Below are 26,267 nucleotides of genomic sequence, written 5' to 3'. Positions count from 1 at the left end.
CTGAAATCGGTAACCTAAAAGGGATTGAAGATAGGAGCAACAACTATGGAAATTGAAAAAACCAATCGAATGAACGCATTATTTGAATTTTACTCCACTTTGTTGACAGAAAAACAAATGAATTATATGGAGATGTATTATGCGGATGATTTCTCTTTAGGTGAGATTGCTGAAGAATATGATATCAGTCGCCAAGCGGTTTATGATAATATTAAACGGACAGAAAAAATTTTGGAAGAGTATGAAAAAAAACTTCATTTATTTTCCGACTATATCGTACGCGGAGAATTACTAGAGACATTAAAAAGCTACGTAAACGAAACCTATCCGAAAGATACAACGATTGCCCGTTATATAGAACAAATACAAGAAGTAGAGGAATGAGATTATGGCTTTTGAAAGTTTAACAGATCGCCTGCAACAGGCAATGAGCAAATTACGTCGTAAAGGAAAAGTATCTGAAGCTGACGTAAAAGAAATGATGAGAGAGATACGTTTGGCTTTATTAGAAGCCGATGTAAATTTACAAGTAGTCAAAGATTTTACTAAACGTGTACGTGAACGTGCAATAGGGGTGGAAGTGCTAGAGAGCCTCTCACCAGCGCAACAAATCGTTAAAATCGTCGATGAAGAATTAACAGCGACATTGGGTACCGAAACTGTTGGGTTGAACAAGTCTGAACGGATTCCGACCGTGATCATGATGGTTGGTTTGCAAGGGGCTGGTAAAACGACCTTTGGTGGTAAATTAGCGAACCATTTGATTAAAACTGAAAATGCCCGTCCACTGATGATTGCAGCCGATGTATACCGTCCAGCGGCGATCGATCAGTTAAAGGTGTTAGGACAACAATTAGATGTACCTGTTTTTGATATGGGTACTGATGTTAGTCCAGTTGAAATAGTTCGTCAAGGAATGGCACTAGCTAAAGAAAAGAAAAATGATTATGTTTTGATTGATACGGCAGGGCGTCTGCATGTCGATGAGGCATTGATGGATGAATTAAAACAAATTAAAGAAGTAGCACAACCAGATGATATTTTACTTGTTGTTGATGCAATGACAGGGCAAGATGCGGTCAACGTTGCAGATAGTTTTAATCAACAATTAGGGATTACAGGGGTTGTAATCACAAAACTTGATGGGGATACTCGAGGCGGTGCGGCACTTTCTATTCGCTCTGTGACGGGTGCACCAATCAAATTTATCGGTTCTGGTGAAAAACTAACAGATTTAGAAATTTTCCATCCAGATCGTATGTCTAGCCGAATCTTAGGCATGGGCGATATGCTGACATTGATTGAAAAAGCCCAACAAGATTATGATGAGAAAAAAGCTGAAGAACTTGCAGTAAAAATGAAAGAAAACAGCTTTGACTTTAATGATTTTATTGAACAACTCGATCAAGTAATGGGCATGGGACCAATCGAAGATCTCTTGAAGATGATTCCTGGTATGAATAATATGCCTGGTTTAGAAAATGTCAAAGTCGATCCAAAAGATGTGGCTCGTAAAAAAGCGATGGTTCTTTCAATGACGCCAGCTGAAAGAGAAAATCCGGATCTTTTGAATCCAAGTCGCCGTCGTCGAATTGCTGCTGGTTCTGGTAATAATGTTGTTGAAGTCAATCGGATGATCAAACAATTTAAAGAATCTAAAAAAATGATGCAGCAAATGTCTAAAGGGAATATGGATATCCCTGGTATGGATCAAATGCTTGGTGGCGGTATCAAAGGTAAATTAGGAAAAATGGCCATGAATCGTATGGTGAAGAAAAACAAGAAGAAGAAAAAGAAGAAAAAATAATACAAAAAAGTTGAGCAAAGTCTAATGACTTTGCTCAACTTTTTTATGAATGTGACTGTAACGCTATGATTTAACGTTACTGCTATTTTTCACCTGTCTTCTCCGATTGATTGATCCGTGGATTTCTTTCCTAAAAACAAGGTAGCTTCCGATTAAAGCAGTAATTATTCCGTAAATCAACAAACCAGGAATTGGGGAAGCGCCATTTTCATAGCTATAGTATCCGTGGTTAAATACAAGAACAATAGGAACATAAATGACCATAGCAATAACAACTGGGATTTTAAGCGTGTCAAACAGCAAATAGTTTCCTTTTTTCTCCAAAGTAAGCGTAGGAAACAGATATGAACCAACAGCGAGTACCAACAATGGCAAGACAATAGCCACAATAACTGGCAATATCGATATAGGGGCCTTTTCTACAGTATATACAAAGAATTTATTCGTTACATAGAGATCCGTTGTTGTCTTGGTAAAATAATACCATGCATTGATGACAGCTGTAATGAAAAATTCTAATGATAAACAGAAGCCAAGAGCAGTAAGAGGACCTAAAATCAGATTGCCTGTTACCAAACCGATAAATGCCGCGATAAAGAAGTAAAGAATGTATGTCGTCCAACTAGCTAAAACATTCGCTAACAAATCCATCATACTTATATTGACATACTCAGCTGGAATTCCTGTTGTAATAATACTAACAAACAAAATCTTAGCTAGAAGTATGCTGCCTAATAGCGGTAGTGAGATCAAGGCAAACTTTGAGAAATAGATTCTACGTTTGGAGACACCTAGTGAAAAAAGAAATTCATTGAAGGATGTTCTTAAATCAACAAAAAATACAAAAAATCCTGCAGCTACAACAATCGCTAGCAAAAGAAGCGGATTTTCATTGAAGTACATTGTAAAGTAAGAATCATCGTTTGGAGAAGTAGTCTCTAGTTTTCCCTGTTCATCATACGAATCTACTTGATAAAATAAATTCAATCCTTCTTTTTTATCTAACTCTTGGCGCTCTTTAAGCGATAGTCCAGTATATCTTGGATTATCATCTTCTGACATGCCTCTCAAATCATCTAAGTATTGCTCGGAGTTATAATAAGTGTTCGTATCCTTCCAATGATTAAGATCACTGACACCCATATAGGTATAAAACAAAATAATTGAAAGACTTGTAATCATTAGAACCAGTCCATAACGTTTTTTCAAAATAGTCATTAATTGTTTATTCATAACGTTTCTCCTTGTAAAGAGTAGTCGGTTTCTTCATTGGCAAGGTTCGCTTCAAAGACGTCTTCTAAGGTTAAAGGCAGTTCTTCGAATAAAATCGGTTGTTCTGCTTGAATCAACGTTTTTAATTCGTGGGTATAGTTTTCAAAGATCGCTGTAACGACCCGTCCTTGAAAGTGAAGCAGGCGGCTATTTTCTTTAACAAGTTGAGGCACTTTCTTTGTTTTAAAGACCATTTGTATTTTGCGAGCATGTTCTCTTAGAACTTCTAAGTGATAATCAAGTTGGATGTGGTTTCTTTTCAAAATTAGCGCACGATCAATAATACTTTCCAGCTCATTTAAATTATGAGAAGAGATAATGATTGAACGACTATTTTCACTGACATCATCTAAAAGAATGCCTAAAACCTTCTTTTTAACAATAATATCTAATCCATCCAAAGGCTCGTCTAGTAACAAGTAATCTGCATTAGAACAGATAGCTAAAATCATCTTATAAAGTCCTTGCATCCCTTTAGACATCGAACGATACTTAAAACGAGGATTCAGATTATTTTTTTTAGTTAAAGTTAAATATTTTTCTTTATTAAAACCAGCATAGGCATTTTGGTAAAATAGCAGCAATTTGTTCAATGTATAGCCTGAAAGAAAATTGTATTGTTCATCAATATAAAAAATTTTTTGCTTGAGTAATTTATTTTCTTGAATGTCTTCCTGGTCAATAAGAATCTTCCCGTGATCCAATTCATAATGTCCTGCAACGGATCTAAAAAAAGTGGTTTTACCAGAACCGTTTCGACCAATCAAGCCAGTGATTTCTCCTTTATTGAATGTCAAGTTGAGCTCTTTCAAAATAACTTTTTGATCAATTCTTTTTTCTAAATTCTCTATTTTCATATTTACTCCCCCTTCAAGTGCTGATCACTTTCATCCAACCATTGACTTAGTTCATGTTTAGAAACGTTTAAATAATTTGCTTCAATAATCAACTCATTAAATTTCTTTTTTATTTTTTGAATCTGATAGTCATCGCGGAGCTCGGTATCGATTTTTTTCACGTAAGTTCCTTTACCTTTGACAGTAACGATCACTTCTTGTGTTTCTAATAATTTATAAGCTTTGCTGACTGTATTAGGATTCATCATGAGTTGGCGGGCCATTTCTCTGACAGAAGGTAGGCGGTCACCAGACTGAAGTATTCCACTTAAAATGTCTTCTTTGATACCTAGCATGAGTTGCTCATAATAAGGTTTACTACTTGTTTTATCAATAGAAACCATAAATGTCTCCTTTCTAAAAAAAGTGTGTTTGTTGTGTACTAGTATACATAGTACAGTTGAGGTTGTAAACATTATTTCAGAAATTTTGTTAAAATAAAGAAGTAGCATAAAAAATTGAGGCTGAATGGTTGGAGGGGAAATGGTGAAACAAAGATGTTCTTGGGCAGAAGCTAACGACGAAATGAAACACTATCATGATACAGTTTGGGGCGTTCCAATACATAACGACCAGCGTTTATTTAGAAAACTAATCTTAGATATTCACCAAGCTGGACTAAGCTGGCAAACTATTTTAAATAAAGAAGGTCATTTTGATGAAGCTTTTGATTATTTTGACATAAAAAAAGTTGCTGCTTACGATGAAAAAAAGGTTGAGGAATTGTTGGATAACCCAGGAATCATCCGTAATCGCAGAAAAATCGAAGCAACAATCCATAATGCTCAAAAAGTTATTGAAATCCAAAATGAATTTGAGACTTTTTCCAACTATTTATGGGCGTTCAATAATCATAGTGTTTTAAAAAATTCTTATCATGACCAAATAGATATTCCAACAACGAATGATTTATCTGATAGAATCACGGGAGATTTAAAGAAAAGAGGCTTTAAGTTTGTTGGCAGCACGATTATCTATGCTTTTTTGGAAGCGGTTGGGGTCATCAATGATCATGTGACGAGTTGCTTTAGATATGAAAATAGCACCCATATTTTAGACGAGGATGGTACAAAGTGATCAAAAGAGGGGAGTTTAAAAATTACGCTAACGGCTGTATTACAAACCAATTATTCGATATTAACATAGATAAAACCGATGAGGTAGACAGTGCGATTTAAATGAATTAATCGATTCCCCTAATAAAAAAATAGCGGCTAAAAAAGAACAAGCAACAACAGTTAGTTAGAAGTTGAATCAACGAATGAAGTAGCATTTCATCTCTATCGCTCCATAGGTTTTGAGGAGCAGACGTTATTTGATTATTATGTCTATGAGCTATCAAATAAGAACGGATAAAAAATAAGCTATGAACTAGAGAAAAAAAACTTCAATATTGTTCATAGCTTATTTTTGTTAAGCAACTGTTGATTGCCCCTGCCAAGGTAAAATAAGTATAGCATATTTAGCTTAAAGTGCCAAAATTCAGCGGTTTAATGCTTTTTTTAGGGTGTAAAGAAAAAACTCTTTACAGCTTGCTTTAAATCTGGTAAACTAACATTTGTGATTAAGTTAATGGAGGTGTAATATATAAAATGTCAGTAAAAATTCGTTTAAAACGCATGGGTTCTAAAAAGAGTCCTTTTTACCGTATTGTAGTCGCAGATTCTCGTTCTCCTCGTGATGGACGTTTCATCGAAACTGTTGGAACTTACAATCCTTTAAAAGATCCTGCAGAAGTAGTTTTAAAAGAAGATTTAGTTTTAGACTGGTTGTCTAAAGGTGCTCAACCTTCAGATACTGTTCGTAACATCCTTTCAAAAGAAGGCGTTATGAAAAAACACCACGAAGCTAAACTTGAAAAGAAATAAGGTGACCGATGATGACAGATGTGAAAGAGTTAGTCTTAACTATCGTTCGCCCATTAGTCAGTCAACCTGAGCTAGTTAAATTAGAAATAGAAGAATCTGATGTTTTTCTAGAGTATAATTTGACTGTATCACCTGAAGATATTGGTCGTATCATTGGCAAACAAGGACGTGTTGCAAAAGCAATTCGTACGATTGTATACAGTGTACGTGTGGATGGGCCGAAAAAAGTTCGTTTGAATATCGTCGATGGTAAATAGCACAAAGTAAAACACCCAAATTTTTTGGGTGTTTTTTTATCCATTTTGACGAATTGTTAAATATCAGCTACTATAGATTAAAATAGAGGACAGAATGGAGGAAAAGTAAGTGAGTGACTTAAAAAGCTATCAAGAACAACTATTACAAGGTCTTGAGGAATATTTTGCACAAACAGAATTAGAAACAGGTGACATTTTTGTACTTGGTTGTAGCAGCAGTGAAGTTGCTGGAGGCATGATTGGTAAAAACTCTAATTTGGAGATCGGCAAAATGATTGTTTCAATAATCAAAGATATTTTAGATGAAAAAGGGATTCATTTCGCAGTGCAAGGTTGCGAGCATATCAATCGTTCGCTCGTTGTTGAAAAGGAAATCACCAAACGCCATCAGTTTGAGATCGTTTCGGTTGTACCTGCTCTTCACGCAGGAGGAGCTGCGGCAGTTGCCGCGTTTAAACTATTCCAAAATCCTGTCGTTATAGAAAAAGTCACGGCGCAAGGTGGCATAGATATTGGAGACACCTCGATCGGTATGCATATCCAACATGTCCAAGTGCCAGTCCGCACTTCAATCAAAGAAATAGGTGGAGCTCATACTACTTATTTACGCACACGGCCTAAATTAATTGGCGGCACTCGTGCGGTTTACGAATGAAAAAAGACGAGATAGCCGATCCATTCACAGGTTATCTCGTCTTTTTTTATTCAATGGTTATTTTTTTCTAAATACGTTAATTTCAAAATCAGGTGAATCAAAACTAATTTCTGCTTCGTCAATCATTAAACCTAGCAGGTGATAATCTTCTTCTTCATGATGGGTAATACCGAGTAATTCATCATAATAACACTCAATACTTAGATCTCTGGGTGTATTTAATAACTCTAATAAATGTAGGACATTCTCTGGTTCTTCTTCAGTTTTACCTTTAATTTTGATACGAAAACCTTCAGAAGTAAAATCCAGTCCAATCTGAATCTTGGTTATATCATTCGAAAAAAAGTAAGTCAATAATTCGTCTACAATTCGTTTAGCCTTTTCTCTTTCTTGCATGTTGTTTCACCTTTCTAATCTGTAAAATATTATCAAGTAATGGTACCATGACAGCCGCCACAAAACCAGTAGAAAACCCATTATTATAAAGATTCAGTCCACCGTGGAGATAGCTAACATTTGTGACCAGCGACATATGTAAAAATCCTGCAAGCAAACCAAAAGTAATACCATAATATCCAGCAATCGGGGCTAGACCTGTACCAAAGATTCCTGCAAGTACGACAGTCGTTTGATCTACTTCGAAAACAGAAGACAACTGGGCCGTTAAAAAGACACTCACCAATAATGGTAAGCTATTTAAAAGATGATTACCGAAAGCACTGAAGCCAACTGCAGATAAAATGGCACCTACGATCGGTCCGTTGAGTGTCGAGTGACTAATCTGCGTATAACCAACAAGTAACAACCCCATCAGCGCCATATTCATCATAGTGGCTCCAACACCTGCGATAGAAATAAAGTCAGTGATTAATTTCCCAGAAGTTTTGCTGATTTCTTTTAAGCCTTTCAGTGAAAAATGATTGACCAAAAAACCAACGAAAAACAGTAATAAAAACAAAAATAATAGAAAAATAAGCAGTTTTGAATGATAATCAACTGAAACTAAGTTCTTACCTTCGATTTTCCAACCAAACATTCTTAAAATCCCTGTAAACATCATTGCAATAAGGCCAGAAGTGAAGCCAACATTATACAATGAGAAGCCCTGATGAAAAGTCAGAACATGTGAGGCCAAAGGTGGTAAAATCATGCCAATGAAAATACCAACGAAACAGCCTAAAGGAAACGAAAGAACTAAGGGCAAAGAAAGACCAAAGGTGAGATAGCTGATAATAGGGGAGAGAGCACTACCAAACAGGCTAACGACGATAAATTGTGAAAATGGTTTTTTCACAATTCTTGCATAGCATAGTCCACCAATAATAATTGGAATTGAATTATACAAGTTTTTCCCAAAAAAAGAACAGCCAGATACAGTAAATAAAGCGGCGATCATAGGGCCGTTGATCGGAATTTTTTCTTTTTTTGCCAGCAGAACACTGATGAGTGTAAGTAGACCGCTATTTAAAAATGCACTGCCAAATGTGCCAAGTTCAATATAATCAGTCAATAAATTACTAGGCGAAGTTAAAATTCGAACCATACCAGCTAATAAAGTTGAGATAGGTTCACTAAGAAGCCCAATAATAATTAAAATAAAACAATATCCTATCAGTAAAAAATAATTTTTATTCGTATCCATTATTTCCAACTGTTTTTTGTCAGTATGTAATAAAAGTCTTTGGCTGTTATTTTTAGCCATAAAAATACCCCCGTTTTCTATCAATAATATAACTATAGCCCGTGAAACAAGCATTGGTCAATAAAATTCCGATGAAGTTTGACAAATTATCATGTTTTTTACAGATACACATAATTATTGAGAAAACGAACTACTAAAAGAGTGTAAAATGAAAGAATAAATACAAAATTAAAAATCATTGTTTAGCTTTACCAGCTGATCTCTGGAAAAATGAACATTGGTTTCGTGACATAACGTATGCTCAATTTCTCCGAAAGGATAGCAAAGCTCGTTTAGGTTTTAAATAAAAAGGAGGGTTTATTTTGGTAAGAAAAAAAGTATATAAAAAACAGCACATTTTAGCGTCTGCACAAGAATTATTAACAGAAAAAGGTTTTTCAGCGATCACAGCGCGAAACGTAGCAGAGCATATGGGAATCTCGACGCAACCTATTTATCTTGAATTTAAAAACATGGAAGAGTTGAAGTTGACGTTATTGGAAAACATACATGAGTTTTTAGACACTGAATTCTTTTCTAAAAAGCAAACCTCAAATAACTTAGCAAATTTTGGATTGAACTATATTGACTTTGCACAAACAAATACCAATTTATATCTATTTTTATTTGTCGACCATCATTCTTATGGACAGGAATTACAAAAATTATCGTTTGATTCATTTCAGAGACTCATTCAAGCAGATGAGAAGTATGCTGCAACATCCAAAGAACTGTTGGAGAAGCTTCATATGAAGTTATGGATTGTAGCAACTGGAATGGCCTCACTTAGTATTTCAGGCATATTAACGTTATCAAAAGAGCAATTGATTTCAGCATTTGAGGCTGTTGAGTGAGAAGATATGTTAGTGTTAAGAGCAGAGCATGAGGTGTTTAGCAGATACAATGTAGGACGGAAATCATTGATATAACTACATTCTATATACAGCGACCGATAATTTTCTATGCCAAAAGTATTAAGAAGAGTTCGTATATTTGACTGATTTGTTTTAGTTATTTTGTTGCTAAAATAAGTTTATTAAATGAATTTTGGAGGAAATAACTTGAAAATAATCAAAGCAATCGTTGTACTAGCTATACTTTCTGGTGCTGCTCTTTTTGGAGCTAAACTATACACGCAAAATAAATCAGATGAGCTTTCAGGCACCATCGATCAATTAAACCCTTTAGTCACAAATGGAGAAGTTTATGTCAAAACCAAAAGAGCTGATAGTATCAATAAATATGGGATTACAACTTACACACAACAAACAGTTGACAAGAATGGCAATAGTAAAGAGCTGACCTTTACTGCAGATCATGAACTAACAACGGATCGCTATTTGAAAATTTACAATAAAGGTGCACACGTAGAAACCTATGAGGAAGTTACTGAAGAGACTATTCCTAAAAAGGCACTACAACAATTGAATAAATAAACGAAAAGACTGCCCACTTACAATCCGAACTTGTTTTGTCGGAATATAAATGGGCAGTCTTTTTTTTGCAATCAATTTGTTCAAATAGCCTGAGGTATAAAGTCAATTGTACATAAATCATTATAATGAAAATGGATTGTAGCTTGAATTCGTCCATCATCAATTAATTTTTGTGCAGTGTCTTTTACGTCTTCTTGGTCAAATTGCTGGAAATTGATTACGTTTGCTACAAAGTGAGGGGATTTCCGATTGGAAGCCTCAAGAATGAGCGTTTCAATTTGTGGATTAAACGTCACTAGCTTTCACCTCTTTTGTTAACAGTACCACGTTATCATCAGAATGGATAGCATTTCAGTGATATATGAAGATATGGAAAGAAAAAATTTCACAATTCATTTGTTTTAAGAATCTCACGTTTATAGCAAGAATAGGCATCAGAGTCTCTTAAAATGGTCAATTTTTTATCCGATAGGTCGGCCAATTTTTTTAATTCAAAAATATTTTTTGTTTCAAAATGGTGATTCCAAACAAACATCATTCTCAATAAATTAAGTGTAGGCTTATAATGAGCTACTTCTTTATTCGTTATTTGTTTGATGAAGCGACTGAAGATTCGGTAAACTCGAGTGAAATAAGGTGGTAGCAATAATAAAACAATATCTGCATCATCTATCGCCGGTTTGATCCACTCTTTCGTTGCCGTCCCTTCGATGATCCAACTTTCTTTCGCCAAAATAGTCTGCAGCTGTTTGGTAGACTCTAATTCTGAGTAAGGTTTATCTCCAGTTGGCTGACGATTCCAAATAAGATTATCCAATTCATAGTAGGTAATCTTTTTTTCTGTCGATAGTTGTTTGGCAAAGCTTGTTTTACCACTGCCAACAGGTCCAGCGATCAAGATTTTTTTCATAGCTTTCCTCCATACTTTAAAGAAAAAGCCCTGAATAAAACTAAACGTCAGTTTTGTCCAGGGCTCTATATCCGAATAAATGCTTTTGTTCTAGCTACTTATTACTCTATTTTTTTGCTTCTTGTAAAATATTGATTTTTTCGATTCGGATGTCTTTTTTAGGTTTGTCTTGATCAGCAGTTTCAGCTGAAGCGATTTTATCTACAACGTCCATCCCTTTTGTTACTTGACCAAAAACAGTGTGTTTACCATCTAAGTGGGGTGTACCACCTTTTTTGTAAGCATCAATGATTTTTTCTGGATAATCATCTTTTAGTAAGCCATCGGACATGTCATCAGTATTTTGTACAATAAAGAATTGACTGCCATTCGTACCATTTCCTTTTTCATCTTTACCAGCATTGGCCATTGATAATGCACCACGGATATTATAAAGTTGATTTGAGATTTCATCATCAAACGAACCATTCCAAATGCTCTCTCCACCAGTTCCATCCCCCTTAGGATCGCCACCTTGAATCATAAAATTCTCGATAACACGATGGAAAAGAACATTGTCATAATAACCATCTTTGGCATGTGTCATAAAGTTTTCAACGGTTTTCGGTGCTTGTTTAGGAAATAGTTTGATTTCAATAGTTCCTTCAGTCGTGACCATCTCAACTAAATCTTCATCTTCGTTAACAGTATCTGATAGTTGTGGTAATTCTAGGGAATTCAAATCAACCGATTCAGATGATTTTGTTTCAGTTGAAGAGGTAGCAGAAGAATCTGCTGCTTTTTCCTTGTTAGGTCCACAAGCTGCAAATAATACTAATGTTGCTAAAAGAGCTGTTGCAGCAATGAATTTTTTTGTTTTCATAAAGTTAAGTCTTCCTTTCAAAAATAGTTACATCTCATAATAACAAATCATCTATCGAACTGCCAGCCAAAATGGGAAATTTTTAAGATTCATAAAAGGTGTAGACCACTTTTTCTTATTCTGCTATAATGAAAATGGATACATTATAATCAATACAAATCTTAGGAGGCAGTAATAATGGGAAAATTAGGTATTTCTATTTATCCAGAACGTTCAACTTTTGAAAAGGACAAAGCTTATCTAGACTTAGCACATAAATATGGTTTTAAACGTGTCTTTACAAGTTTACTTCAAATTACAGAAGACAAAGAAAAGGTATTAGCAGAGTTTAAAAAAGTTGTTGATTATGCCAATAGTCTTGGAATGGAAGTCATGGTTGATATCAATCCTGCCTTATTTGAACAATTAGAAATCTCTTATGATGACTTATCATTTTTTGACGAGATGGGCGCTTACGGCGTACGTTTGGATGTTGGCTTTACTGGCGCCGAAGAAGCAAAAATGACACGTAATCCTTTTGGCATTAAAATCGAAATTAACATGAGTACAGGAACAAGCTATGTTGATAATATTATGAGCTATTCACCGAATACGGATAATTTATTAGGTTCGCACAATTTTTATCCGCATCGTTATTCTGGTTTAGGCTACGATCATTTTGTTTTTTGTTCTGAAAAATTCAGGAAATATAACTTGAATACTATGGCTTTTGTGAACTCTCATGATGCAACTTTTGGTCCTTGGCCAACACAAGATGGATTATGTTCATTAGAAGACCATCGTGATCTAGAAATCGCTACTCAAGTGAAACATTTAGTATTGACAGGTTTAATCGATGATATCTTAGTTGGAAATGCTTATGCATCAGAAGCAGAACTTAAGGCAATGGCAGAGGCATTTAATGCGGAATACCCATCTGTAAAAGTCGATGTTGCACAAGACATTACAGCCGACGAAAGAGAAGTCTTGTTCACAAGTCTTCATTCTTATCGTGGTGATCGTTCAGAATATATTTTACGTTCTACTATGACAAGGATTCATTTTAAAGATCGTGCATTTCCAGCTCATAATACAAATGATATGACAAAAGGAGACGTATTGATTGATAATGTTGATTATGGTCAATATAAAGGCGAAACCCAAATCGCGTTAAAGGAAATGAAAAATGACGGACGAGTGAATGTTGTGGGTCGTATCTCTGAAGATGAGTTATTCTTATTAGACTTCTTAAAACCTTGGTCTAGTTTTAAATTGATTGAAAATAAATAATAAAGTAAGTTTGAGATTGAGTGAAAGGAGCTAATCCTTTTACTTAATCTCTTTTTTCTTTCTTAAGATTTTTCCTAAACTATTTTAAATAATTACTCTATCGCTAAAATAGAAGAAAACGAGGTGTATCGATGGAAAAAGAATTAAGTCTGCTAGTAGCAAAGCTTCAAGGTATTGCACAAACAGGTAAAAAGTATGGAAAAGATATTTTTGATCAAGAACGCTACGAAGAACTATCTCAAGTAACCAAAGAACTAATGAGTATATTGTATCTTAATCTATCAAATCAGGATTTAGCAATTCTTGTTGATCAAGATGAAGGGTACGCTACGCCAAAAGTAGATATTCGAGCAGTTGTCTTCAATCAAGAAGGAAAATTATTATTAGTAAAAGAAAAAAGTGATAACGCTTGGTCTTTGCCAGGCGGCTGGGCTGATATTGGTTATTCACCAAGCGAGATTGCTGAAAAGGAGACCTTAGAAGAAGCGGGTTTAACGGTTAAGGCGAAGAGGCTCATTGCTGTATTGGATAAATCAAAACATGACTTTCCGCCAGCACTGACGTATACTTATAAGTTTTTCATTCGATGTGAACCTCAAAATGAACTATTAGCCACAGGTGTCGAGACCAATGATGTGGGGTACTTTTCACTACAAGAAATTTATTTGCTTTCTCTTTCTAAACATCGAAATATCATTGACAATTTTGAAATGATTTTTGCTGATTATCAAAACGAGAAAAAGACCATAATTTGTGATTAATATTGCGAAAATCCCAATAAAACATTATACTATTTAAGAATTTGAAAAAAGTTAGTATTATTTATGGTGTTTGAGTTAGACTAAGCCCATTTGATCAAATAATACTATTAAATAGGGAGCAGTGGGATGAATCGAATCGTAAAAATTTTGATAGCTATAGTCGTATTGGTTGTAATTGTGTTGACGGGAGCTGGGATGTATTTCTACAATTACGCAGTTGTTCCATCAGAAAAAGATTTTCTAGCAGGTGGTACTCCTGGAACAGATGTTGAAGCGAAAACACCACAGGAAAAATGGTTTAAAGACAAAAATAATCGAACCTATTGGACAATGACATCCAAAGACGATTTAAAGCTAAAAGCAATCTATTTACCAGCTGATAAAAAAACAGATAAAAATGTTATTATGGCTCATGGCTATATGGGTAGTGCTGAAACAATGGCCAGTTTTGCTAAAATGTACCATGATTGGGGCTATAATGTTTTAGTGCCGGATGCTAGAGGACATGGAGAAAGTGAAGGAGATTATATTGGTTTTGGTTGGCCAGAGCGAAAAGACTACCTTCAGTGGATCGATCAAGTGCTAACTGAAAACGGTAATGATGCACAAATTACTTTGTACGGTATTAGTATGGGTGGTGCCACAGTGATGATGACAAGTGGCGAGAAGTTGCCGAAAAATGTCAAAGCAATCGTTGAAGATTGTGGCTATTCTAGCGTAAATGAGGAATTAGCTTATCAATTAAAAGATATGTTTAATCTTCCCTCATTTCCATTAGTTCCTGTTACAAGTTTGATCACTAAAATTCGTGCTGGTTATTTCTTCGGGGAAGCAAGCTCAGTTGCGCAACTGAAAAAAAATAAAGTTCCAATGCTATTTATCCATGGTGATGCAGATAAGTTTGTGCCATTTGAAATGTTGGATGAAGTCTATAATGCTACAGATGTACCAAAAGAAAAATTGGTTGTAAAAGGTGCTGCTCATGCAAAAGCCTATACCGTTGATCCAAAAGCGTATAAAGCGAAAGTTGAGAGCTTTTTAACACAATATGTAGATTAACCATTATCGTCACACAGTTTAAACAGCTGGTGGCGATTTTTTCAAGCAGAGAAGTTTAATTGTTTTAGAAAGAAAATTTTATTTAAAAAATATTCTCACTGATTTTACTATACATTTGTTAGAATTCTTTGATATGATAATAAAAAGAAATGAGGTAAAATAGATGGAAGAACAAGTGATTGACTATCTGCATTACTTACAAATAGAACGCGGGCTTTCTCTTAATACAAGAAAAAGCTATGAACGGGACTTATATAAATATATAGCTTTTCTTATAGAGCAAAAAATCGACTCTTGGCAACTGATTGATCGCTATATTATTATGGAATACCTGCAGATACTACATAATGAGAATAACTCGTCGGCAACAATCATCCGTATGATTTCCAGTTTAAGAGGTTTTCATCAATTTTTACGACAAGAACAAATCACGGATCACGATCCGATGCAGCATATTGATTCACCAAAAAAAGCTCAAAAGCTTCCAAGTACACTTTCAGTTGAAGAAGTTACTTTATTGATCGAAACACCTGATACCACAAAACCTTTAGGGGTAAGAAACCGAACGATTTTAGAAGTCATGTACGCAACTGGTTTGCGAGTGACTGAATTGGTAGACTTGAAAATTGGTGACCTGCATTTAGCAATGGGGTTACTTCAAACAATCGGCAAGGGCGATAAAGAACGTATCATTCCTTTAGGTGATTATGCCATTCAGTGGATCGAAAAGTACTTGGAGGAAGCACGCCCTTTTTTAATTAAAAAAAATCAAAATGAAACGCATTTATTTGTCAATCACCACGGCAAACCTTTGTCTCGTCAAGGGGTTTGGAAAAATTTGAAACAAATCGTTCAAGCGGCTGGAATCAATAAGAATATTACACCGCATACGTTACGGCATAGCTTTGCCACACACCTATTGGAAAATGGTGCTGATTTGAGAATTGTTCAGGAGCTTTTGGGCCATGCTGATATATCTACAACTCAAATCTACACGCATATTACCAAACAGCGAATGGCTGACGTGTATAAACAGCACTTTCCAAGAGCCTAACTTGTAAAAATTGGAAGAAAGAAGGTGAGATCATGTTAACGTATTATCGAAAAGAGCAACGAAAAATTGCAATGGGATTATTAAGCTTCCATCAAAAACTGACTGAATATCAGTCACAGTTGAAAGAAATAGATATGTATGAAACAGAAGCTGATTTGCATTTGCTTTTTTGGATACCTGCGGGCGAACAAAATATTCAGGGGATTGTGGGAATTGAAGTAGAAACGTCTGAAGCAATGATTATACATGATATATCGATCAATCCTTCTTTTAGAGGTGAAAAGGTGGGCTTTGATTTATTAAATGAAGTGGTAGAACTGTACCCAGAAATGAAAATTTACGGGACCTTAGCCACATCTGCTTATTTATCTAAGTGGAAAGAACACAAGTCATGAATTTTATGGTAAACTAAAGAGCTGAAAAAGAAAGTTGGATGAACTTGCAGGAAATTAATGTAAAATTAGATGTATTCGAAGGACCGCTGGATCTTCTTTTGCATTTAATCCAAAAATTGGAGATAGATATTTACGATATCCCGATTGCTGCAGTGACGGAACAGTATATGAACTATATCCATACGATGAAAACGTTGGAGCTAGAGATTGCTGGAGAATATATCGTAATGGCAGCAACCTTGATGGCCATTAAAAGTAAGATGCTTTTGCCCAAACAAGAGTTGGAAATGACAGAAGACGATGAAATCTTTGATGGCGAAGACCCACGGGATGCTTTGGTTGCCCAGTTATTAGAGTATCGTAAATTCAAATATGCAGCGGGCCTTTTACATGAAAAAGAATCGGAAAGAAGTCTGTATTATACAAAAGAACCAATGGATATTGATGAGTATAAGGACGACAATCCTTTACTTACGCCGAATCAATTAAATACGATTGACTTATTCTTAGCGTTTCATGCAATGTTGGAAAAGAAAAAAAGCCGACAACCAGTTGAGACAACAGTTGCGGGTGATGATGTATCGATTGAAGAAAAAATTACAGTAATTTCACAAAAAATGCGACAAATTGCTCGTGATACACCAATAAATTTTGAATCATTTTTCACTTCATATTCTAAGCAAGAGGTTGTTACTACTTTTATGGCTTTGTTGGAATTGATGAAAAAAGGAGTTATTCACGTAGAGCAAGAGGACAATTACGGTACTATTTTATTATACAATACGTCTGAAGAAATTGAATCAAGTACGGAGGAAACAGCGTGACCACAATCAGTCAAATCGAAGCGATTTTATTTGTTGTTGGTGAAGAAGGAATCGGTTTAGAAGAGTTATCTTATTTACTAGAATTATCCACTGCCAAAACATATGAAGCCTTGACCGCTTTAAAAGAACGCTATGCATCAGATAAACAAGCAGCATTAAATATTTTAGAAGTTGGCAATCATTTTGTCCTATCTACTAAAAAGGTATTTGCACCATTGTTGAAAAAATATGCGCAATCACCGATTTCTAATTCTCTATCTCAAGCAGCTCTTGAGACCTTGTCGATTGTTGCCTATAAGCAACCAATTTCAAGAGTAGAAGTAGATGAAATCAGGGGAGTACAGTCAGCTGGCTCCATGCAAAAATTAGTTGCTCGTCAATTGATTGAAGAAAAGGGGCGAGTAGATGGTCCCGGCAGAGCTATTTTATATGGAACAACACCTTATTTTATGGATTATTTTGGCTTGAAATCTTTAGAAGAGTTGCCGGACATCCATCAAATGGAAGAAGAAATCGCAGAAGAGTTACCTTTAGACCTCTTTTTCGACCGTTACAAAGAATTAAATAAAGAAGAACCAACAACGGATACAAAGGAAGCGGAGGAAGAAAACTAAATGGAAAGACTTCAAAAAGTAATTGCGCATGCAGGAATTGCATCACGTAGAAAAGCAGAAGAGTATATTGTCAATGGACGTGTAAAAGTAAACGGGAAAATCATTCGTGAATTAGGAACTCAAGTCGGAAAAAACGACAAGGTTGAAGTAGACGATGTACCGATTTATAAGGAAGAGTATGGTTATTATTTATTCTATAAACCTAAAGGGGTTATTTCGGCTGTCTCTGATGATAAGGGTAGGAAAGTTGTTACGGACTTTTTCTCTCACATTAAAGAACGGATTTATCCTGTTGGTAGATTGGATTATGATACTTCAGGATTGTTATTACTAACGAATGATGGTGAATTTTCTCAAAAATTGACGCATCCAAGTCACGAAATCGATAAAGTGTATGTAGCAAAAGTTAAAGGATTAGCTAAGAAACATGATTTACTTCCGCTGACTAAGGGCATGAAAATCGAAGGGTATAAAACTGCGCCAGCGGCTTTTGAGATCATATCCGTTGACCTTAAAACAAACACAAGCATAGTGGAATTGACAATTCATGAAGGGCGTAACCATCAAGTGAAAAAAATGCTACAGGCTGTGGGTTACCCAGTTCAAAAATTAAAGAGAGAAAAATATGGCGATCTAACGTTAAAAGGATTACGTCCAGGTGAATACCGTAATCTAAATAAAAAAGAAATCAGTGTTTTAATGAATCAATCAAAATAATTTTTTAGAGTGCGTTAAGACGATAGGTTCGTTTTAACGTACTCTTTTTTGCAATAAAAACAGCGAGTACAGATCATTTACATGTGACGTTCTGAACATAAATATTGCTTTTTTCTAAAAAGGTTGTATACTTGAGTTGTACAAAAATTTAATAAAGGTTCGTCTTCAGGGGCAGGGTGCAATTCCCGACCGGTGGTTATAGTCCACGACCTACTTCATTTGAAGTGGCTGAATTGGTGAAATTCCAATACCGACAGTAAAGTCTGGATAAAGAAGATAGGGCTTATTTGAATTGGCATTTTTCAGATAAGATAACTCTACTCTATTTTCCCTGCTGGAAAATAGAGTTTTTGCTGTGAAACACTGCGATTGACCAAAGGACAGAGCAGATGTTGAACAGTACTTGGCGAGCAAAGCGAGAGAAGTCACCTTCATACTGAAACACTGCACTTCGTTTCGATCTCATCAATCTCTAAGAGCTAAAGCTCTAAGAATTGAAGGACCGCGATTGACCAAAGGACAGAGCAGATGTTGAACAGTACAAGGCGTACAACGTGAGAGAAGTTTCCTTCGTATTGACACACCATACTTAACTAAAACTAAATATGGGTGAGTTGTCGTACGTTCAATAACTGTTAAGCACTTACCAATAAAATTGGGAATAGCTTTGCAATCTATAGCGATACAAATCATATCGTTCGACCAAGCAACATCTCACAGCAAATCAAGAGCAATCACTGAAAAGTCAATTTAGAGAAGTTCGTTTGAAGATGGGTCCTTAAACAGGAGGATTTCATATGCGAAACAACAAGGTACAAAAAATGGTAAGTGTAGCAATGTTAGCAGCAATCGGTGTGGTATTACAGTTTGTAGCGTTTCCGATCATACCGTCGTTAAGTTTTTTGAAAATTGATTTTAGCGACATTCCCGTTATGATCAGTATGTTCTTATTTGGGCCATTAGCTGGAATCAGTACGGCTTTTATAAGATCTGCACTGCATCTATTTACAACTGGAGCATCACCACAAAATTTAGTAGGGGACACCGCTAGCTTTTTTGCAACGATTGTCTTCACATTACCAATGTATTATTTTTTCAGACGAGGAAGCGACAAGCTTTCAAATAAAATTTTAGGTATCGCTACAGGAATAATCGCTTTAACTGTTTTCATGGGTGTCGCAAATTATTTTGTGATCACACCTCTTTATTTAAAACTGTTTGGCGTATCAGCAGGTCAATTCTTAGGAATGTCGTTAGCAAAATATGTTACGATTGGCATTGTTCCTTTTAACCTGATCAAAGGTGCAATTGTGAGTGCTGTTTTCTTAGTCCTGCATGCAAAGCTTTTACCTTGGCTTTCCAGAAAACAATATCAGCTGAGTAATAAAAAGACAATAACGAAATAGAACATGCATATAAACTGAATAAACATAGAGTAGAACGATTTGTTTTGCGCTATGTTTTTTTATTGTCAAAACAAAAAATTCTAGTTATAGAAAAATTTCTGATAAAATAAATGAATCAAAAACGAAAGGAGAAATAAAATGAAAAAATGGCAAAAACGACTACTTTGGTTTTTAGGAGTATTTGTATTAGTGATTTTGGTGGGATTATTCTACATAAAAACCATTACCTATACACCTACGACAATGGCTGTAGAAGCATCTCAAAAAGCAAGCAATGAAAATGGTACACTATTTTTCAAAGGGGATAAAGAGAAACCCGCTCTGATTTTTTATCAGGGAGCTTTGGTTGAAAGTGCCAGTTATAGCATTTGGGCTGAAAAGGTAGCAGAGGCCGGATTTTCAGTCTACCTAGTAAAAGAACCGTTGAATCTAGCTGTTTTAGGCCAAAATAAAGCAGAAGAAGTTATTCGCTCTAATCATCTAACCAGTTACGTGATTGGCGGACATTCACTAGGTGGTGTTATGGCTAGTCGCTTTGCTGCTGAGCAAGACAATAATGCATTAAAAGGTGTATTTTTCCTAGCAAGTTATCCTGACGAAAAAGGCAGTCTTACAAAGTTTAAAGGACAAGTACTGTCAGTGACAGGTTCTGTTGATGGTGTTTTGAATTGGCAATCCTATGATCAGGCAAAAAAAGACTTACCTGAACAAACTATTTTTGAAGAAATCAAAGGTGGAAACCATGCTGGATTCGGCAGTTACGGTGAACAAAAAGGCGACAAGCCAGCTCAGATTAATAACGACGAGCAACAACAAGAAGTCGCCAATCTGTTGATTGAATGGCTAAAAACGATCAAATAAAACAATAAAAGGAGAAAATAAAGTCTTTCGATAAGTATTTTCTCCTTTTACTATTGAGTTAAGAAACAAGCTGATTTTCATTATTTTTCTGTAATCTCTATTGCACGAACAGGACATTTGCGGTACGCTGTTAAGGCATTGTTTCTTTCACTTTCAGGAACAAACTCCTGATAAGCTTCGTTATCATTTTTTAAAATGACGATTCCATCATCATTATAATCGAAAATTTCTGGTGCATATACTTGGCACAGACCACAAGCAATACATTTTTCAGGAATTATTTTACATAACATATGAGCACATCCTATTCTATCATTGAAAGAGGTGGAAATATGGAACCTTTCTTTATTTTAGCGTTATTTCAGCACGGATACAAGGCACGAACCTCAACATTGTATCATCTTTTAAAAGGCAAACGGACTAGTTCAGTGTTACTATATGGTTTTTTATATGAAAATTTACATTTTTTTCAGCTTTTTCCAGCGTTATCAGAAGTGCAATTCAATAATATAATCGCTGACCTGATTAAGCAAAAATTATTGCGACAAACGGTCGATGGCGAAGTTCAAATCACAACCAAAGGGCAGCTAGACACGCATCGGTATCTAACCAATTTTTCTTGGATCAACAATTATCATTTTGGTAAGACAGACGAAATGATTTGGCGATTGCTACAATTTACGGTACAAGTCGTCTCTCATTTATCCTATACAAATAAAAACTATATCCCTCTTGAGCAATCGCCATTGTACCAAAAACAAGTAAAAATGTATATAAAATCAATGCCAAAAGTCGAATTGATTAAAACGGTCAAGCAAGAATGGACTCAAATTTTTTCTTGTTTATCTGATGAAGAAGCAAATTATTTTGTAAAGCAATTCTCTGGTTATCAACAAATCGGCAAAACAGCGTTTCAATTAGCTGATGATCAGGGGAATCCGTTTGACCGATTTATGTTTTCAAAAGAAAAACTACATCATTTATTGTCTACAATCGAACAGATGCCAGATGGTAGTTTTTTAAAAGCATTAATCCTACAAATGATTAAGCAAAATGAAAATAAAAGTATGAACGAAACAAAAGCGTATCTAGAGCGGCTAGATTCAGTAGAAAAGCTAGCTGAACAGAGAAAAATAAAAGTCAGCACGATCAAAGATCATCTGATGGAACTAGCGTTAACAGGTGACTTTCCTTTTGACTCTTTTATAACAACAAAGACCTCTGATTTTTTATTAGAATGTTCACCTCCTTATCAAGACTGGTCCTATCGATCGTTAAAACAACTCAATCCTGCACTAGATTATTTTGAGTTTCGTTTATATCAAATCCAAAAACTGAGAGAAGAAAGAGAAGCGAACCGATGAAGATGGATTTAGAGCAACGACTATTTGAAAATTTTGGTTTTCACACATTTAAGCCAGGTCAAAAAGCTGTCATCGAGCATCTGTTAAAAAAGCAAGACACACTAGCGGTTTTGCCTACAGGAACGGGAAAATCTTTATGTTATCAATTTGTTGGTCAAATGATCGAAGGAACTGTGCTGATTGTTTCCCCATTATTATCATTAATGGAAGACCAAGTGACTCAACTACAAAAAAAGGGTGAGACACGAGTAATCGCATTAAATAGTAGCCTGTCTTTTTTAGAAAAGCAATATGTATTAGCTCATTTAAGCGAGTATAAGTTTGTTTTAATTAGTCCAGAAACCTTGACACAAAAAGAGGTCAGACATAAAATCGCCAGCTTGAAAATTGCTTTGTTTGTAATAGATGAAGCTCATTGTGTGTCCCAATGGGGCGTCGATTTTAGACCAGAATATACCAAGTTGGCTGGAATACAAGAAGAATGCGGTTATCCATTGACTCTGGCATTGACAGCAACCGCGACGCCCGCCGTAAAAAAAGAGATACTTCAGCAAGTATTTACGCAGCGTAAGGAAATTTCTGAAGTGATTTTCTCAGTCGATCGGCCGAATATTGGTTTGATTGTGGAACAAATCGCGGAAAAAGATGATAGGTTGATTTCTTATCTGACACAACTACGCAATAAAGGCATCATTTATTGCGCAACAAGAAAAACAGCTGAGAAGATCCATCGATTAATCAAAGATACGACAAATGTAAAATCGGCATTTTACCATGGCGGTTTAACAGCAAATGAACGCAGTCTTTTACAACAGCAATTTGTCTCGAATCAATTAGATGTTTTATGCGCAACAAATGCTTTTGGTATGGGGATCGATAAACCAGATGTACGTTTTGTGCTTCACTATGATTGCCCTGATAGTCTAGAAAACTATGTTCAAGAAATTGGTCGTGCAGGGCGCGATGGGCAAGCAAGTTTAGCGATTTTGCTTTATCAAAAAGGGGATGAATCCATCCATTACTACTTTCAATCAGAAAGTCGTTTGGATCGAGAACTTTTAAATGAGCTGAATGTCAACAATTTGCAAAAACACGAAAATTTATTACCTGAATTAAATGAAATTCAACAAAAATGGCTACAAGGATACTTAGAAAAAGAATACACAATCGAAGAGTTGGAACAGAGATTATTAAGAAAAGAGAAAGAACGTCAGCAGCAGTTAAGCGTTATGTTAAACTATATTAACGAAGAAAAGTGCCGTCGTACATTCATTCAGCAGTATTTTTCAGAAAAAATAGATCAAACTAAACAAGAAAATTGTTGTGATCGATGCGGCTTATCCTTTGACAATTACAAAGAGCAAATAGTACAATCACCAGAAGAAAACGAAATCTCCGAACAATGGGAGGACATTTTGATAAGATTATTTAAAGAATGAAAATAATCTTTTTTTAGACTGCAGTTGACAAAAAGCTGTGGTATAATAGCAAACGAGAGAATTTTAGGAGGAACGATACGTGAGTAAAAAAGATAAGAAAAAGCCATCAGGAGCTCGTGAACCTTGGGAGCAATCAATTTATGATACGGATAAGAACAGTGGAGGTTCCCGTTCAGAAAAACGTCAACAAAAAAAAGGCAATACGGTTTTTCTGACAATTTTAGTTATCTTATTACTATTGATCATCACCTTACCCGTGGGAACGTATCTTTATGTGATGAGAGACAAACCTAACGACAACAAAGAAACAAGTAAGCCATCATCATCTGTCGTGGTACAATCATCAACAAAAAACAGTTCAACGCAACCATCATCACAAGCATCAACATCAGCGTCGTCAGAATCTGTAGCTGAGGGACAAAGCAGTGTAATACAAGAAACAACGCCAACAAGTGAAGTAGCTGAAGCTTACACAGAAGTTCTGAATGGAGAAGGACCAAATCAAGTTGCAGCAAGAAATGGTATCACAACAGAAGAATTATTACAATTGAATGGGTTAAGCATGGATTCAATGTTACAACCCGGACAATCATTGCGTATTAAATAGCAAATTAAGTAAAGAGTGAGACGGTACCAATTTTTCGCTCAGTCTTTCCTTTTAAGGGTCTGAAGCAAAACACTCGATGTTTTGTACCAGACTCTTTTACTATGTGATAAACAAAGGAGTTCGTTATGAAAAAGATCAGTATTGCCATCGATGGGCCAGCATCTTCTGGTAAAAGTACAGTAGCTAAGATTTTAGCAAAAAAAATGCATTACATTTATTGTGATACAGGGGCGATGTATCGCGCACTAACCTATCTGGCAATCCAACAAAACGTCGATTTTGAAAATGAACAAGAATTAGCAACACTATGTCTTGAACATACGATTTCGTTCAAGCAAGCGGAAAAAGAGCAGCTCGTTTTTATTGATGGAATCGAAGTGACGGAAGCGATTAGACAACCAAATGTGACAAATGCAGTTTCTATTGTTGCAAAACATGCGGCTGTTCGAAATAAAATGGTGGAAATACAGCAAGAAATCGGACGTTTAGGCGGAGTCGTTATGGATGGTCGAGATATTGGCACAGCAGTATTGCCTGATGCACAGGTTAAGATTTTTCTAGTTGCCAGTGTAGAAGAACGCGCTGAACGACGCTTTAAGGAAAATCAAGAAAAAGGAATTACGACTGACTTTGACACCTTGAAAAAAGAAATCGAACATCGGGATTATCTCGATTCAACTAGAGAAGTATCGCCTTTAAAACAAGCAGCAGATGCTGTGAAAATCGATACAACTGGAATGAACATAGAAGAGGTTGTACTAGCGATCGAAGAAGTCATCGCAGCAAAAAGTTAAAGGTTTATATGTTGTAATAAAATAGCTGCAAAGAAAGTATGACTGAGTGAAAGTGATACTTTCTTTGTCTTAAAGCAAGAAAATAACTTCTTATTTCAAAGAAAAAAAAGAAAATGAGAGAAATCGCTTTATTTTTTGACCAAAATCCCGTACTATTAAAGGAGTAGGTCAGTTTTTTACGAATTTTTTGGTGGCATAGGAGGATAATTTCATGACAGAAGACAAAAAAGTGGAAATCAGCAACGAAACAATGGAAGATGCAATGAATAGTGTCCAAGAAGTAAGTGTTGGCGACATCGTTAAAGGTGAAGTACTTGCAATTGAGGACAAACAAGTTGTTGTTGGTATTGAAGGTGCAGGCATTGAAGGGGTTGTACCAGCAAAAGAATTATCAACTACACAAGTAGAAGATATCAACGAATTAGTAAAAGTTGGTGACATCTTAGATTTAGTTGTCATTACATCAATTGGTAAAGATAAAGAAAATGGCAGTTATTTACTTTCTAAACGTCGTTTGGATGCTAAAAAAGTTTGGGAAGAAATCGAAGCAGATTTCCAAGCTGGTAAAATCATCGAAGCCCCCGTTACAAATGTTGTAAAAGGCGGTTTAGTTGTTGATGTTGGTGTGCGTGGATTTGTTCCGGCATCAATGGTAGAAGACCATTTTGTTGCTGATTTTTCAGAATACAAAGGACAAACATTAACATTTAAGATTATTGAGATTGAACCTTCAGAAAACCGTTTGATTTTATCTCATAAAGCTGTTGTAGCTGCAGAGAAAAACTCGAAGAAAAAAGATATCTTAGCAACTCTTCATGATGGCGATATCGTAGAAGGAAAAGTCGCTCGTCTAACTGATTTTGGAGCATTTATTGATCTAGGTGGTATTGATGGATTAGTCCACGTTTCTGAAATTGCACATCAACATGTTGGGAAACCAAGTGACGTGTTGACAGTAGGGGATGACGTAAAAGTCAAAATTCTTTCAATCAATCCTGACGAAGAACGTGTTTCTCTATCAATCAAAGAAACTTTAGCTGGACCATGGGAGGATATCGAAAACAAAGCAGCCGTTGGATCTGTTCTTGATGGAACAGTCAAACGTTTAACTAGTTTTGGAGCATTTGTTGAAGTATTCCCAGGTGTTGAAGGGTTAGTTCACATTTCTCAAATTTCACACAAACATATTGCAACACCTCATGAAGTCCTACAAGAAGGTGATGCAATTCAAGTGAAAGTATTGGAAGTTAATCCTGATGAACACCGTATTGCATTAAGTATTAAAGCTTTAGAAGCAAAACCAGAATCTCAAGAAGAACCCAAAGATGTTCAAGAATATGAGTTACCAGAAGAAAATACTGGCTTCACAATGGGTGATATCTTAGGTGATGCTCTAAAAGCACAAGATACTGATTCAGAATAATTTTTAATGGCTCTTTGTCAACTAATGTTGGTAAAG

The 26,267-nt window shown here is 35.6% G+C and carries 32 protein-coding genes and 1 riboswitch; of the genes, 23 read left to right on the top strand and 9 right to left on the bottom strand.

Annotated elements, in window-relative coordinates; translation table 11 throughout:
* Positions 1-45: 45 nt before the first annotated feature.
* Together RV15_RS16100 and ffh are read left to right on the top strand one after the other, a co-directional pair.
* Positions 46-384 (top strand): putative DNA-binding protein, encoded by a 339-nt coding sequence (locus RV15_RS16100; protein ID WP_071879028.1) that lies wholly within the window; start codon positions 46-48, stop codon positions 382-384.
* Positions 385-388: 4 nt separating this feature from the next.
* Positions 389-1,807 (top strand): signal recognition particle protein, encoded by a 1,419-nt coding sequence (ffh, locus tag RV15_RS16095; RefSeq protein WP_071879027.1) that lies wholly within the window; start codon positions 389-391, stop codon positions 1,805-1,807.
* Positions 1,808-1,870: 63 nt separating this feature from the next.
* Here the strand turns inward: ffh and RV15_RS16090 are convergent, their stop codons facing one another.
* The 3 genes from RV15_RS16090 to RV15_RS16080 are packed head-to-tail and all read right to left on the bottom strand — an operon-like array spanning position 1,871 to position 4,319.
* Positions 1,871-3,040 carry an ABC transporter permease gene (locus RV15_RS16090; RefSeq protein ID WP_071879026.1) on the bottom strand — a complete coding sequence of 390 codons (1,170 nt, stop codon included), beginning with the start codon at positions 3,038-3,040 and terminating at the stop codon, positions 1,871-1,873.
* Positions 3,037-3,936, bottom strand: a complete 900-nt coding sequence (locus RV15_RS16085) for an ATP-binding cassette domain-containing protein (protein ID WP_071879025.1) — start codon at positions 3,934-3,936, stop codon at positions 3,037-3,039. Before RV15_RS16085 ends, RV15_RS16090 begins: the two co-directional genes overlap by 4 nt.
* Positions 3,937-3,938: 2 nt before the next feature.
* Positions 3,939-4,319, bottom strand: coding sequence for a GntR family transcriptional regulator (locus RV15_RS16080; RefSeq protein ID WP_071879024.1), 381 nt, complete (start codon positions 4,317-4,319; stop codon positions 3,939-3,941).
* 139 nt (positions 4,320-4,458) lie between these two features.
* Here RV15_RS16080 and RV15_RS16075 point away from each other — a divergent pair, with 139 nt between their 5' ends.
* The 4 genes from RV15_RS16075 to RV15_RS16060 all read left to right on the top strand — a co-directional run bounded on the left by RV15_RS16075 (position 4,459) and on the right by RV15_RS16060 (position 6,755).
* Positions 4,459-5,052, top strand: a complete 594-nt coding sequence (locus RV15_RS16075) for a DNA-3-methyladenine glycosylase I (protein WP_083429223.1) — start codon at positions 4,459-4,461, stop codon at positions 5,050-5,052.
* Between the two features lie 515 nt (positions 5,053-5,567).
* Positions 5,568-5,843 (top strand): 30S ribosomal protein S16, encoded by a 276-nt coding sequence (rpsP, locus tag RV15_RS16070; protein ID WP_010761445.1) that lies wholly within the window; start codon positions 5,568-5,570, stop codon positions 5,841-5,843.
* Positions 5,844-5,854: 11 nt separating this feature from the next.
* Complete coding sequence (locus RV15_RS16065) at positions 5,855-6,100, top strand: KH domain-containing protein (RefSeq protein WP_010761444.1); 246 nt, start codon at positions 5,855-5,857, stop codon at positions 6,098-6,100.
* 109 nt (positions 6,101-6,209) lie between these two features.
* Positions 6,210-6,755, top strand: coding sequence for a TIGR01440 family protein (locus tag RV15_RS16060; protein ID WP_071879022.1), 546 nt, complete (start codon positions 6,210-6,212; stop codon positions 6,753-6,755).
* A gap of 57 nt (positions 6,756-6,812) precedes the next feature.
* On the opposite strand, the gene RV15_RS16055 is transcribed toward RV15_RS16060, so the two are convergent.
* Positions 6,813-7,151 carry a hypothetical protein gene (locus RV15_RS16055; RefSeq protein WP_071879021.1) on the bottom strand — a complete coding sequence of 113 codons (339 nt, stop codon included), beginning with the start codon at positions 7,149-7,151 and terminating at the stop codon, positions 6,813-6,815.
* Entirely contained in the window at positions 7,129-8,457 is a 1,329-nt protein-coding gene (locus RV15_RS16050) for a DUF1576 domain-containing protein (RefSeq protein ID WP_071879020.1), read from the bottom strand. Before RV15_RS16050 ends, RV15_RS16055 begins: the two co-directional genes overlap by 23 nt.
* A 302-nt stretch (positions 8,458-8,759) precedes the next feature.
* Here RV15_RS16050 and RV15_RS16045 point away from each other — a divergent pair, with 302 nt between their 5' ends.
* Positions 8,760-9,290, top strand: a complete 531-nt coding sequence (locus RV15_RS16045; protein ID WP_071879019.1) for a TetR/AcrR family transcriptional regulator — start codon at positions 8,760-8,762, stop codon at positions 9,288-9,290.
* A 207-nt stretch (positions 9,291-9,497) separates the two neighbouring features.
* Positions 9,498-9,872 carry a YxeA family protein gene (locus tag RV15_RS16040; RefSeq protein WP_071879018.1) on the top strand — a complete coding sequence of 125 codons (375 nt, stop codon included), beginning with the start codon at positions 9,498-9,500 and terminating at the stop codon, positions 9,870-9,872.
* A gap of 80 nt (positions 9,873-9,952) precedes the next feature.
* On the opposite strand, the gene RV15_RS16035 is transcribed toward RV15_RS16040, so the two are convergent.
* The 3 genes from RV15_RS16035 to RV15_RS16025 all read right to left on the bottom strand — a co-directional run bounded on the left by RV15_RS16035 (position 9,953) and on the right by RV15_RS16025 (position 11,644).
* Complete coding sequence (locus RV15_RS16035) at positions 9,953-10,168, bottom strand: hypothetical protein (RefSeq protein WP_025869005.1); 216 nt, start codon at positions 10,166-10,168, stop codon at positions 9,953-9,955.
* Between the two features lie 89 nt (positions 10,169-10,257).
* The gene (locus RV15_RS16030; protein WP_071879017.1) at positions 10,258-10,782 is read right to left on the bottom strand and encodes a P-loop NTPase family protein; all 525 of its coding nucleotides are present in this window, start codon (positions 10,780-10,782) and stop codon (positions 10,258-10,260) included.
* A 106-nt stretch (positions 10,783-10,888) separates the two neighbouring features.
* Positions 10,889-11,644, bottom strand: coding sequence for a peptidylprolyl isomerase (locus RV15_RS16025; RefSeq protein WP_071879016.1), 756 nt, complete (start codon positions 11,642-11,644; stop codon positions 10,889-10,891).
* A gap of 177 nt (positions 11,645-11,821) precedes the next feature.
* On the opposite strand from RV15_RS16025, the gene RV15_RS16020 reads away from it, so the two are divergent.
* The 10 genes from RV15_RS16020 to RV15_RS15975 all read left to right on the top strand — a co-directional run bounded on the left by RV15_RS16020 (position 11,822) and on the right by RV15_RS15975 (position 20,604).
* A complete protein-coding gene (locus tag RV15_RS16020; protein ID WP_071879015.1) occupies positions 11,822-12,913 on the top strand; it encodes a DUF871 domain-containing protein in 1,092 nt (363 codons plus the stop codon).
* A gap of 131 nt (positions 12,914-13,044) precedes the next feature.
* Entirely contained in the window at positions 13,045-13,674 is a 630-nt protein-coding gene (locus RV15_RS16015; RefSeq protein ID WP_071879014.1) for an NUDIX hydrolase N-terminal domain-containing protein, read from the top strand.
* A 126-nt stretch (positions 13,675-13,800) separates the two neighbouring features.
* Positions 13,801-14,733, top strand: coding sequence for an alpha/beta hydrolase (locus tag RV15_RS16010; protein ID WP_071879013.1), 933 nt, complete (start codon positions 13,801-13,803; stop codon positions 14,731-14,733).
* A 163-nt stretch (positions 14,734-14,896) separates the two neighbouring features.
* The gene (gene xerD / locus RV15_RS16005; RefSeq protein WP_071879012.1) at positions 14,897-15,787 is read left to right on the top strand and encodes a site-specific tyrosine recombinase XerD; all 891 of its coding nucleotides are present in this window, start codon (positions 14,897-14,899) and stop codon (positions 15,785-15,787) included.
* 32 nt (positions 15,788-15,819) lie between these two features.
* Positions 15,820-16,182: a GNAT family N-acetyltransferase gene (locus RV15_RS16000; RefSeq protein WP_071879011.1), complete on the top strand. Its 363-nt coding sequence runs from the start codon at positions 15,820-15,822 to the stop codon at positions 16,180-16,182.
* A 44-nt stretch (positions 16,183-16,226) separates the two neighbouring features.
* Complete coding sequence (locus tag RV15_RS15995) at positions 16,227-17,006, top strand: segregation/condensation protein A (protein ID WP_071879055.1); 780 nt, start codon at positions 16,227-16,229, stop codon at positions 17,004-17,006.
* Positions 17,003-17,620 carry an SMC-Scp complex subunit ScpB gene (scpB, locus tag RV15_RS15990; protein ID WP_071879010.1) on the top strand — a complete coding sequence of 206 codons (618 nt, stop codon included), beginning with the start codon at positions 17,003-17,005 and terminating at the stop codon, positions 17,618-17,620. The genes RV15_RS15995 and scpB overlap by 4 nt, the downstream gene beginning before the upstream one ends.
* On the top strand, positions 17,621-18,337 hold the full coding sequence (locus tag RV15_RS15985; protein ID WP_010761429.1) for a pseudouridine synthase: 717 nt from the start codon (positions 17,621-17,623) through the stop codon (positions 18,335-18,337).
* A 157-nt stretch (positions 18,338-18,494) separates the two neighbouring features.
* A riboswitch (FMN riboswitch) is annotated at positions 18,495-18,619 on the top strand.
* 515 nt (positions 18,620-19,134) lie between these two features.
* On the top strand, positions 19,135-19,743 hold the full coding sequence (locus RV15_RS15980; RefSeq protein WP_071879009.1) for an ECF transporter S component: 609 nt from the start codon (positions 19,135-19,137) through the stop codon (positions 19,741-19,743).
* A 138-nt stretch (positions 19,744-19,881) separates the two neighbouring features.
* The gene (locus RV15_RS15975) at positions 19,882-20,604 is read left to right on the top strand and encodes an alpha/beta hydrolase (RefSeq protein ID WP_071879008.1); all 723 of its coding nucleotides are present in this window, start codon (positions 19,882-19,884) and stop codon (positions 20,602-20,604) included.
* Positions 20,605-20,684: 80 nt separating this feature from the next.
* Here RV15_RS15975 and RV15_RS15970 read toward each other — a convergent pair whose 3' ends face one another.
* Positions 20,685-20,897 carry a ferredoxin gene (locus tag RV15_RS15970; RefSeq protein ID WP_071879007.1) on the bottom strand — a complete coding sequence of 71 codons (213 nt, stop codon included), beginning with the start codon at positions 20,895-20,897 and terminating at the stop codon, positions 20,685-20,687.
* Between the two features lie 39 nt (positions 20,898-20,936).
* Here RV15_RS15970 and RV15_RS15965 point away from each other — a divergent pair, with 39 nt between their 5' ends.
* The 5 genes from RV15_RS15965 to rpsA all read left to right on the top strand — a co-directional run bounded on the left by RV15_RS15965 (position 20,937) and on the right by rpsA (position 26,231).
* Positions 20,937-21,968, top strand: a complete 1,032-nt coding sequence (locus tag RV15_RS15965) for a YpbB family protein (protein WP_071879006.1) — start codon at positions 20,937-20,939, stop codon at positions 21,966-21,968.
* Entirely contained in the window at positions 21,965-23,407 is a 1,443-nt protein-coding gene (locus tag RV15_RS15960) for a RecQ family ATP-dependent DNA helicase (RefSeq protein ID WP_083429222.1), read from the top strand. The genes RV15_RS15965 and RV15_RS15960 overlap by 4 nt, the downstream gene beginning before the upstream one ends.
* 79 nt (positions 23,408-23,486) lie before the next feature.
* The gene (locus tag RV15_RS15955) at positions 23,487-24,014 is read left to right on the top strand and encodes an SAG1386/EF1546 family surface-associated protein (protein ID WP_071879005.1); all 528 of its coding nucleotides are present in this window, start codon (positions 23,487-23,489) and stop codon (positions 24,012-24,014) included.
* A 125-nt stretch (positions 24,015-24,139) separates the two neighbouring features.
* The gene (gene cmk / locus RV15_RS15950; protein ID WP_071879004.1) at positions 24,140-24,808 is read left to right on the top strand and encodes a (d)CMP kinase; all 669 of its coding nucleotides are present in this window, start codon (positions 24,140-24,142) and stop codon (positions 24,806-24,808) included.
* Between the two features lie 211 nt (positions 24,809-25,019).
* Positions 25,020-26,231: a 30S ribosomal protein S1 gene (gene rpsA / locus RV15_RS15945; protein WP_071879003.1), complete on the top strand. Its 1,212-nt coding sequence runs from the start codon at positions 25,020-25,022 to the stop codon at positions 26,229-26,231.
* The last annotated feature ends 36 nt before the right edge of the window (positions 26,232-26,267 follow it).

Origin of the sequence: Enterococcus silesiacus, from assembly GCF_001886225.1 — a bacterium.
GTDB lineage: Bacteria > Bacillota > Bacilli > Lactobacillales > Enterococcaceae > Enterococcus_L > Enterococcus_L silesiacus.
The sequence above is the reverse complement of the archived record's forward strand: the minus strand, read 5'-3'. Positions and strand labels throughout refer to the sequence as shown.

Excerpts from the sequence above, each read along its gene's own strand:
- RV15_RS16100 (WP_071879028.1), top strand. The coding sequence starts at position 46 with ATGGAAATTGAAAAAACCAATCGAATGAACGCATTATTTGAATTTTAC.
- ffh (WP_071879027.1), top strand. The coding sequence starts at position 389 with ATGGCTTTTGAAAGTTTAACAGATCGCCTGCAACAGGCAATGAGCAAA.
- RV15_RS16090 (WP_071879026.1), bottom strand. The coding sequence starts at position 3,040 with ATGAATAAACAATTAATGACTATTTTGAAAAAACGTTATGGACTGGTT.
- RV15_RS16085 (WP_071879025.1), bottom strand. The coding sequence starts at position 3,936 with ATGAAAATAGAGAATTTAGAAAAAAGAATTGATCAAAAAGTTATTTTG.
- RV15_RS16080 (WP_071879024.1), bottom strand. The coding sequence starts at position 4,319 with ATGGTTTCTATTGATAAAACAAGTAGTAAACCTTATTATGAGCAACTC.
- RV15_RS16075 (WP_083429223.1), top strand. The coding sequence starts at position 4,459 with ATGGTGAAACAAAGATGTTCTTGGGCAGAAGCTAACGACGAAATGAAA.
- rpsP (WP_010761445.1), top strand. The coding sequence starts at position 5,568 with ATGTCAGTAAAAATTCGTTTAAAACGCATGGGTTCTAAAAAGAGTCCT.
- RV15_RS16065 (WP_010761444.1), top strand. The coding sequence starts at position 5,855 with ATGACAGATGTGAAAGAGTTAGTCTTAACTATCGTTCGCCCATTAGTC.
- RV15_RS16055 (WP_071879021.1), bottom strand. The coding sequence starts at position 7,151 with ATGCAAGAAAGAGAAAAGGCTAAACGAATTGTAGACGAATTATTGACT.
- RV15_RS16050 (WP_071879020.1), bottom strand. The coding sequence starts at position 8,457 with ATGGCTAAAAATAACAGCCAAAGACTTTTATTACATACTGACAAAAAA.
- RV15_RS16030 (WP_071879017.1), bottom strand. The coding sequence starts at position 10,782 with ATGAAAAAAATCTTGATCGCTGGACCTGTTGGCAGTGGTAAAACAAGC.
- RV15_RS16025 (WP_071879016.1), bottom strand. The coding sequence starts at position 11,644 with ATGAAAACAAAAAAATTCATTGCTGCAACAGCTCTTTTAGCAACATTA.
- RV15_RS16020 (WP_071879015.1), top strand. The coding sequence starts at position 11,822 with ATGGGAAAATTAGGTATTTCTATTTATCCAGAACGTTCAACTTTTGAA.
- RV15_RS16015 (WP_071879014.1), top strand. The coding sequence starts at position 13,045 with ATGGAAAAAGAATTAAGTCTGCTAGTAGCAAAGCTTCAAGGTATTGCA.
- RV15_RS16010 (WP_071879013.1), top strand. The coding sequence starts at position 13,801 with ATGAATCGAATCGTAAAAATTTTGATAGCTATAGTCGTATTGGTTGTA.
- xerD (WP_071879012.1), top strand. The coding sequence starts at position 14,897 with ATGGAAGAACAAGTGATTGACTATCTGCATTACTTACAAATAGAACGC.
- RV15_RS16000 (WP_071879011.1), top strand. The coding sequence starts at position 15,820 with ATGTTAACGTATTATCGAAAAGAGCAACGAAAAATTGCAATGGGATTA.
- RV15_RS15985 (WP_010761429.1), top strand. The coding sequence starts at position 17,621 with ATGGAAAGACTTCAAAAAGTAATTGCGCATGCAGGAATTGCATCACGT.
- RV15_RS15980 (WP_071879009.1), top strand. The coding sequence starts at position 19,135 with ATGCGAAACAACAAGGTACAAAAAATGGTAAGTGTAGCAATGTTAGCA.
- RV15_RS15975 (WP_071879008.1), top strand. The coding sequence starts at position 19,882 with ATGAAAAAATGGCAAAAACGACTACTTTGGTTTTTAGGAGTATTTGTA.
- RV15_RS15970 (WP_071879007.1), bottom strand. The coding sequence starts at position 20,897 with ATGTTATGTAAAATAATTCCTGAAAAATGTATTGCTTGTGGTCTGTGC.
- RV15_RS15965 (WP_071879006.1), top strand. The coding sequence starts at position 20,937 with ATGGAACCTTTCTTTATTTTAGCGTTATTTCAGCACGGATACAAGGCA.
- RV15_RS15960 (WP_083429222.1), top strand. The coding sequence starts at position 21,965 with ATGAAGATGGATTTAGAGCAACGACTATTTGAAAATTTTGGTTTTCAC.
- cmk (WP_071879004.1), top strand. The coding sequence starts at position 24,140 with ATGAAAAAGATCAGTATTGCCATCGATGGGCCAGCATCTTCTGGTAAA.
- rpsA (WP_071879003.1), top strand. The coding sequence starts at position 25,020 with ATGACAGAAGACAAAAAAGTGGAAATCAGCAACGAAACAATGGAAGAT.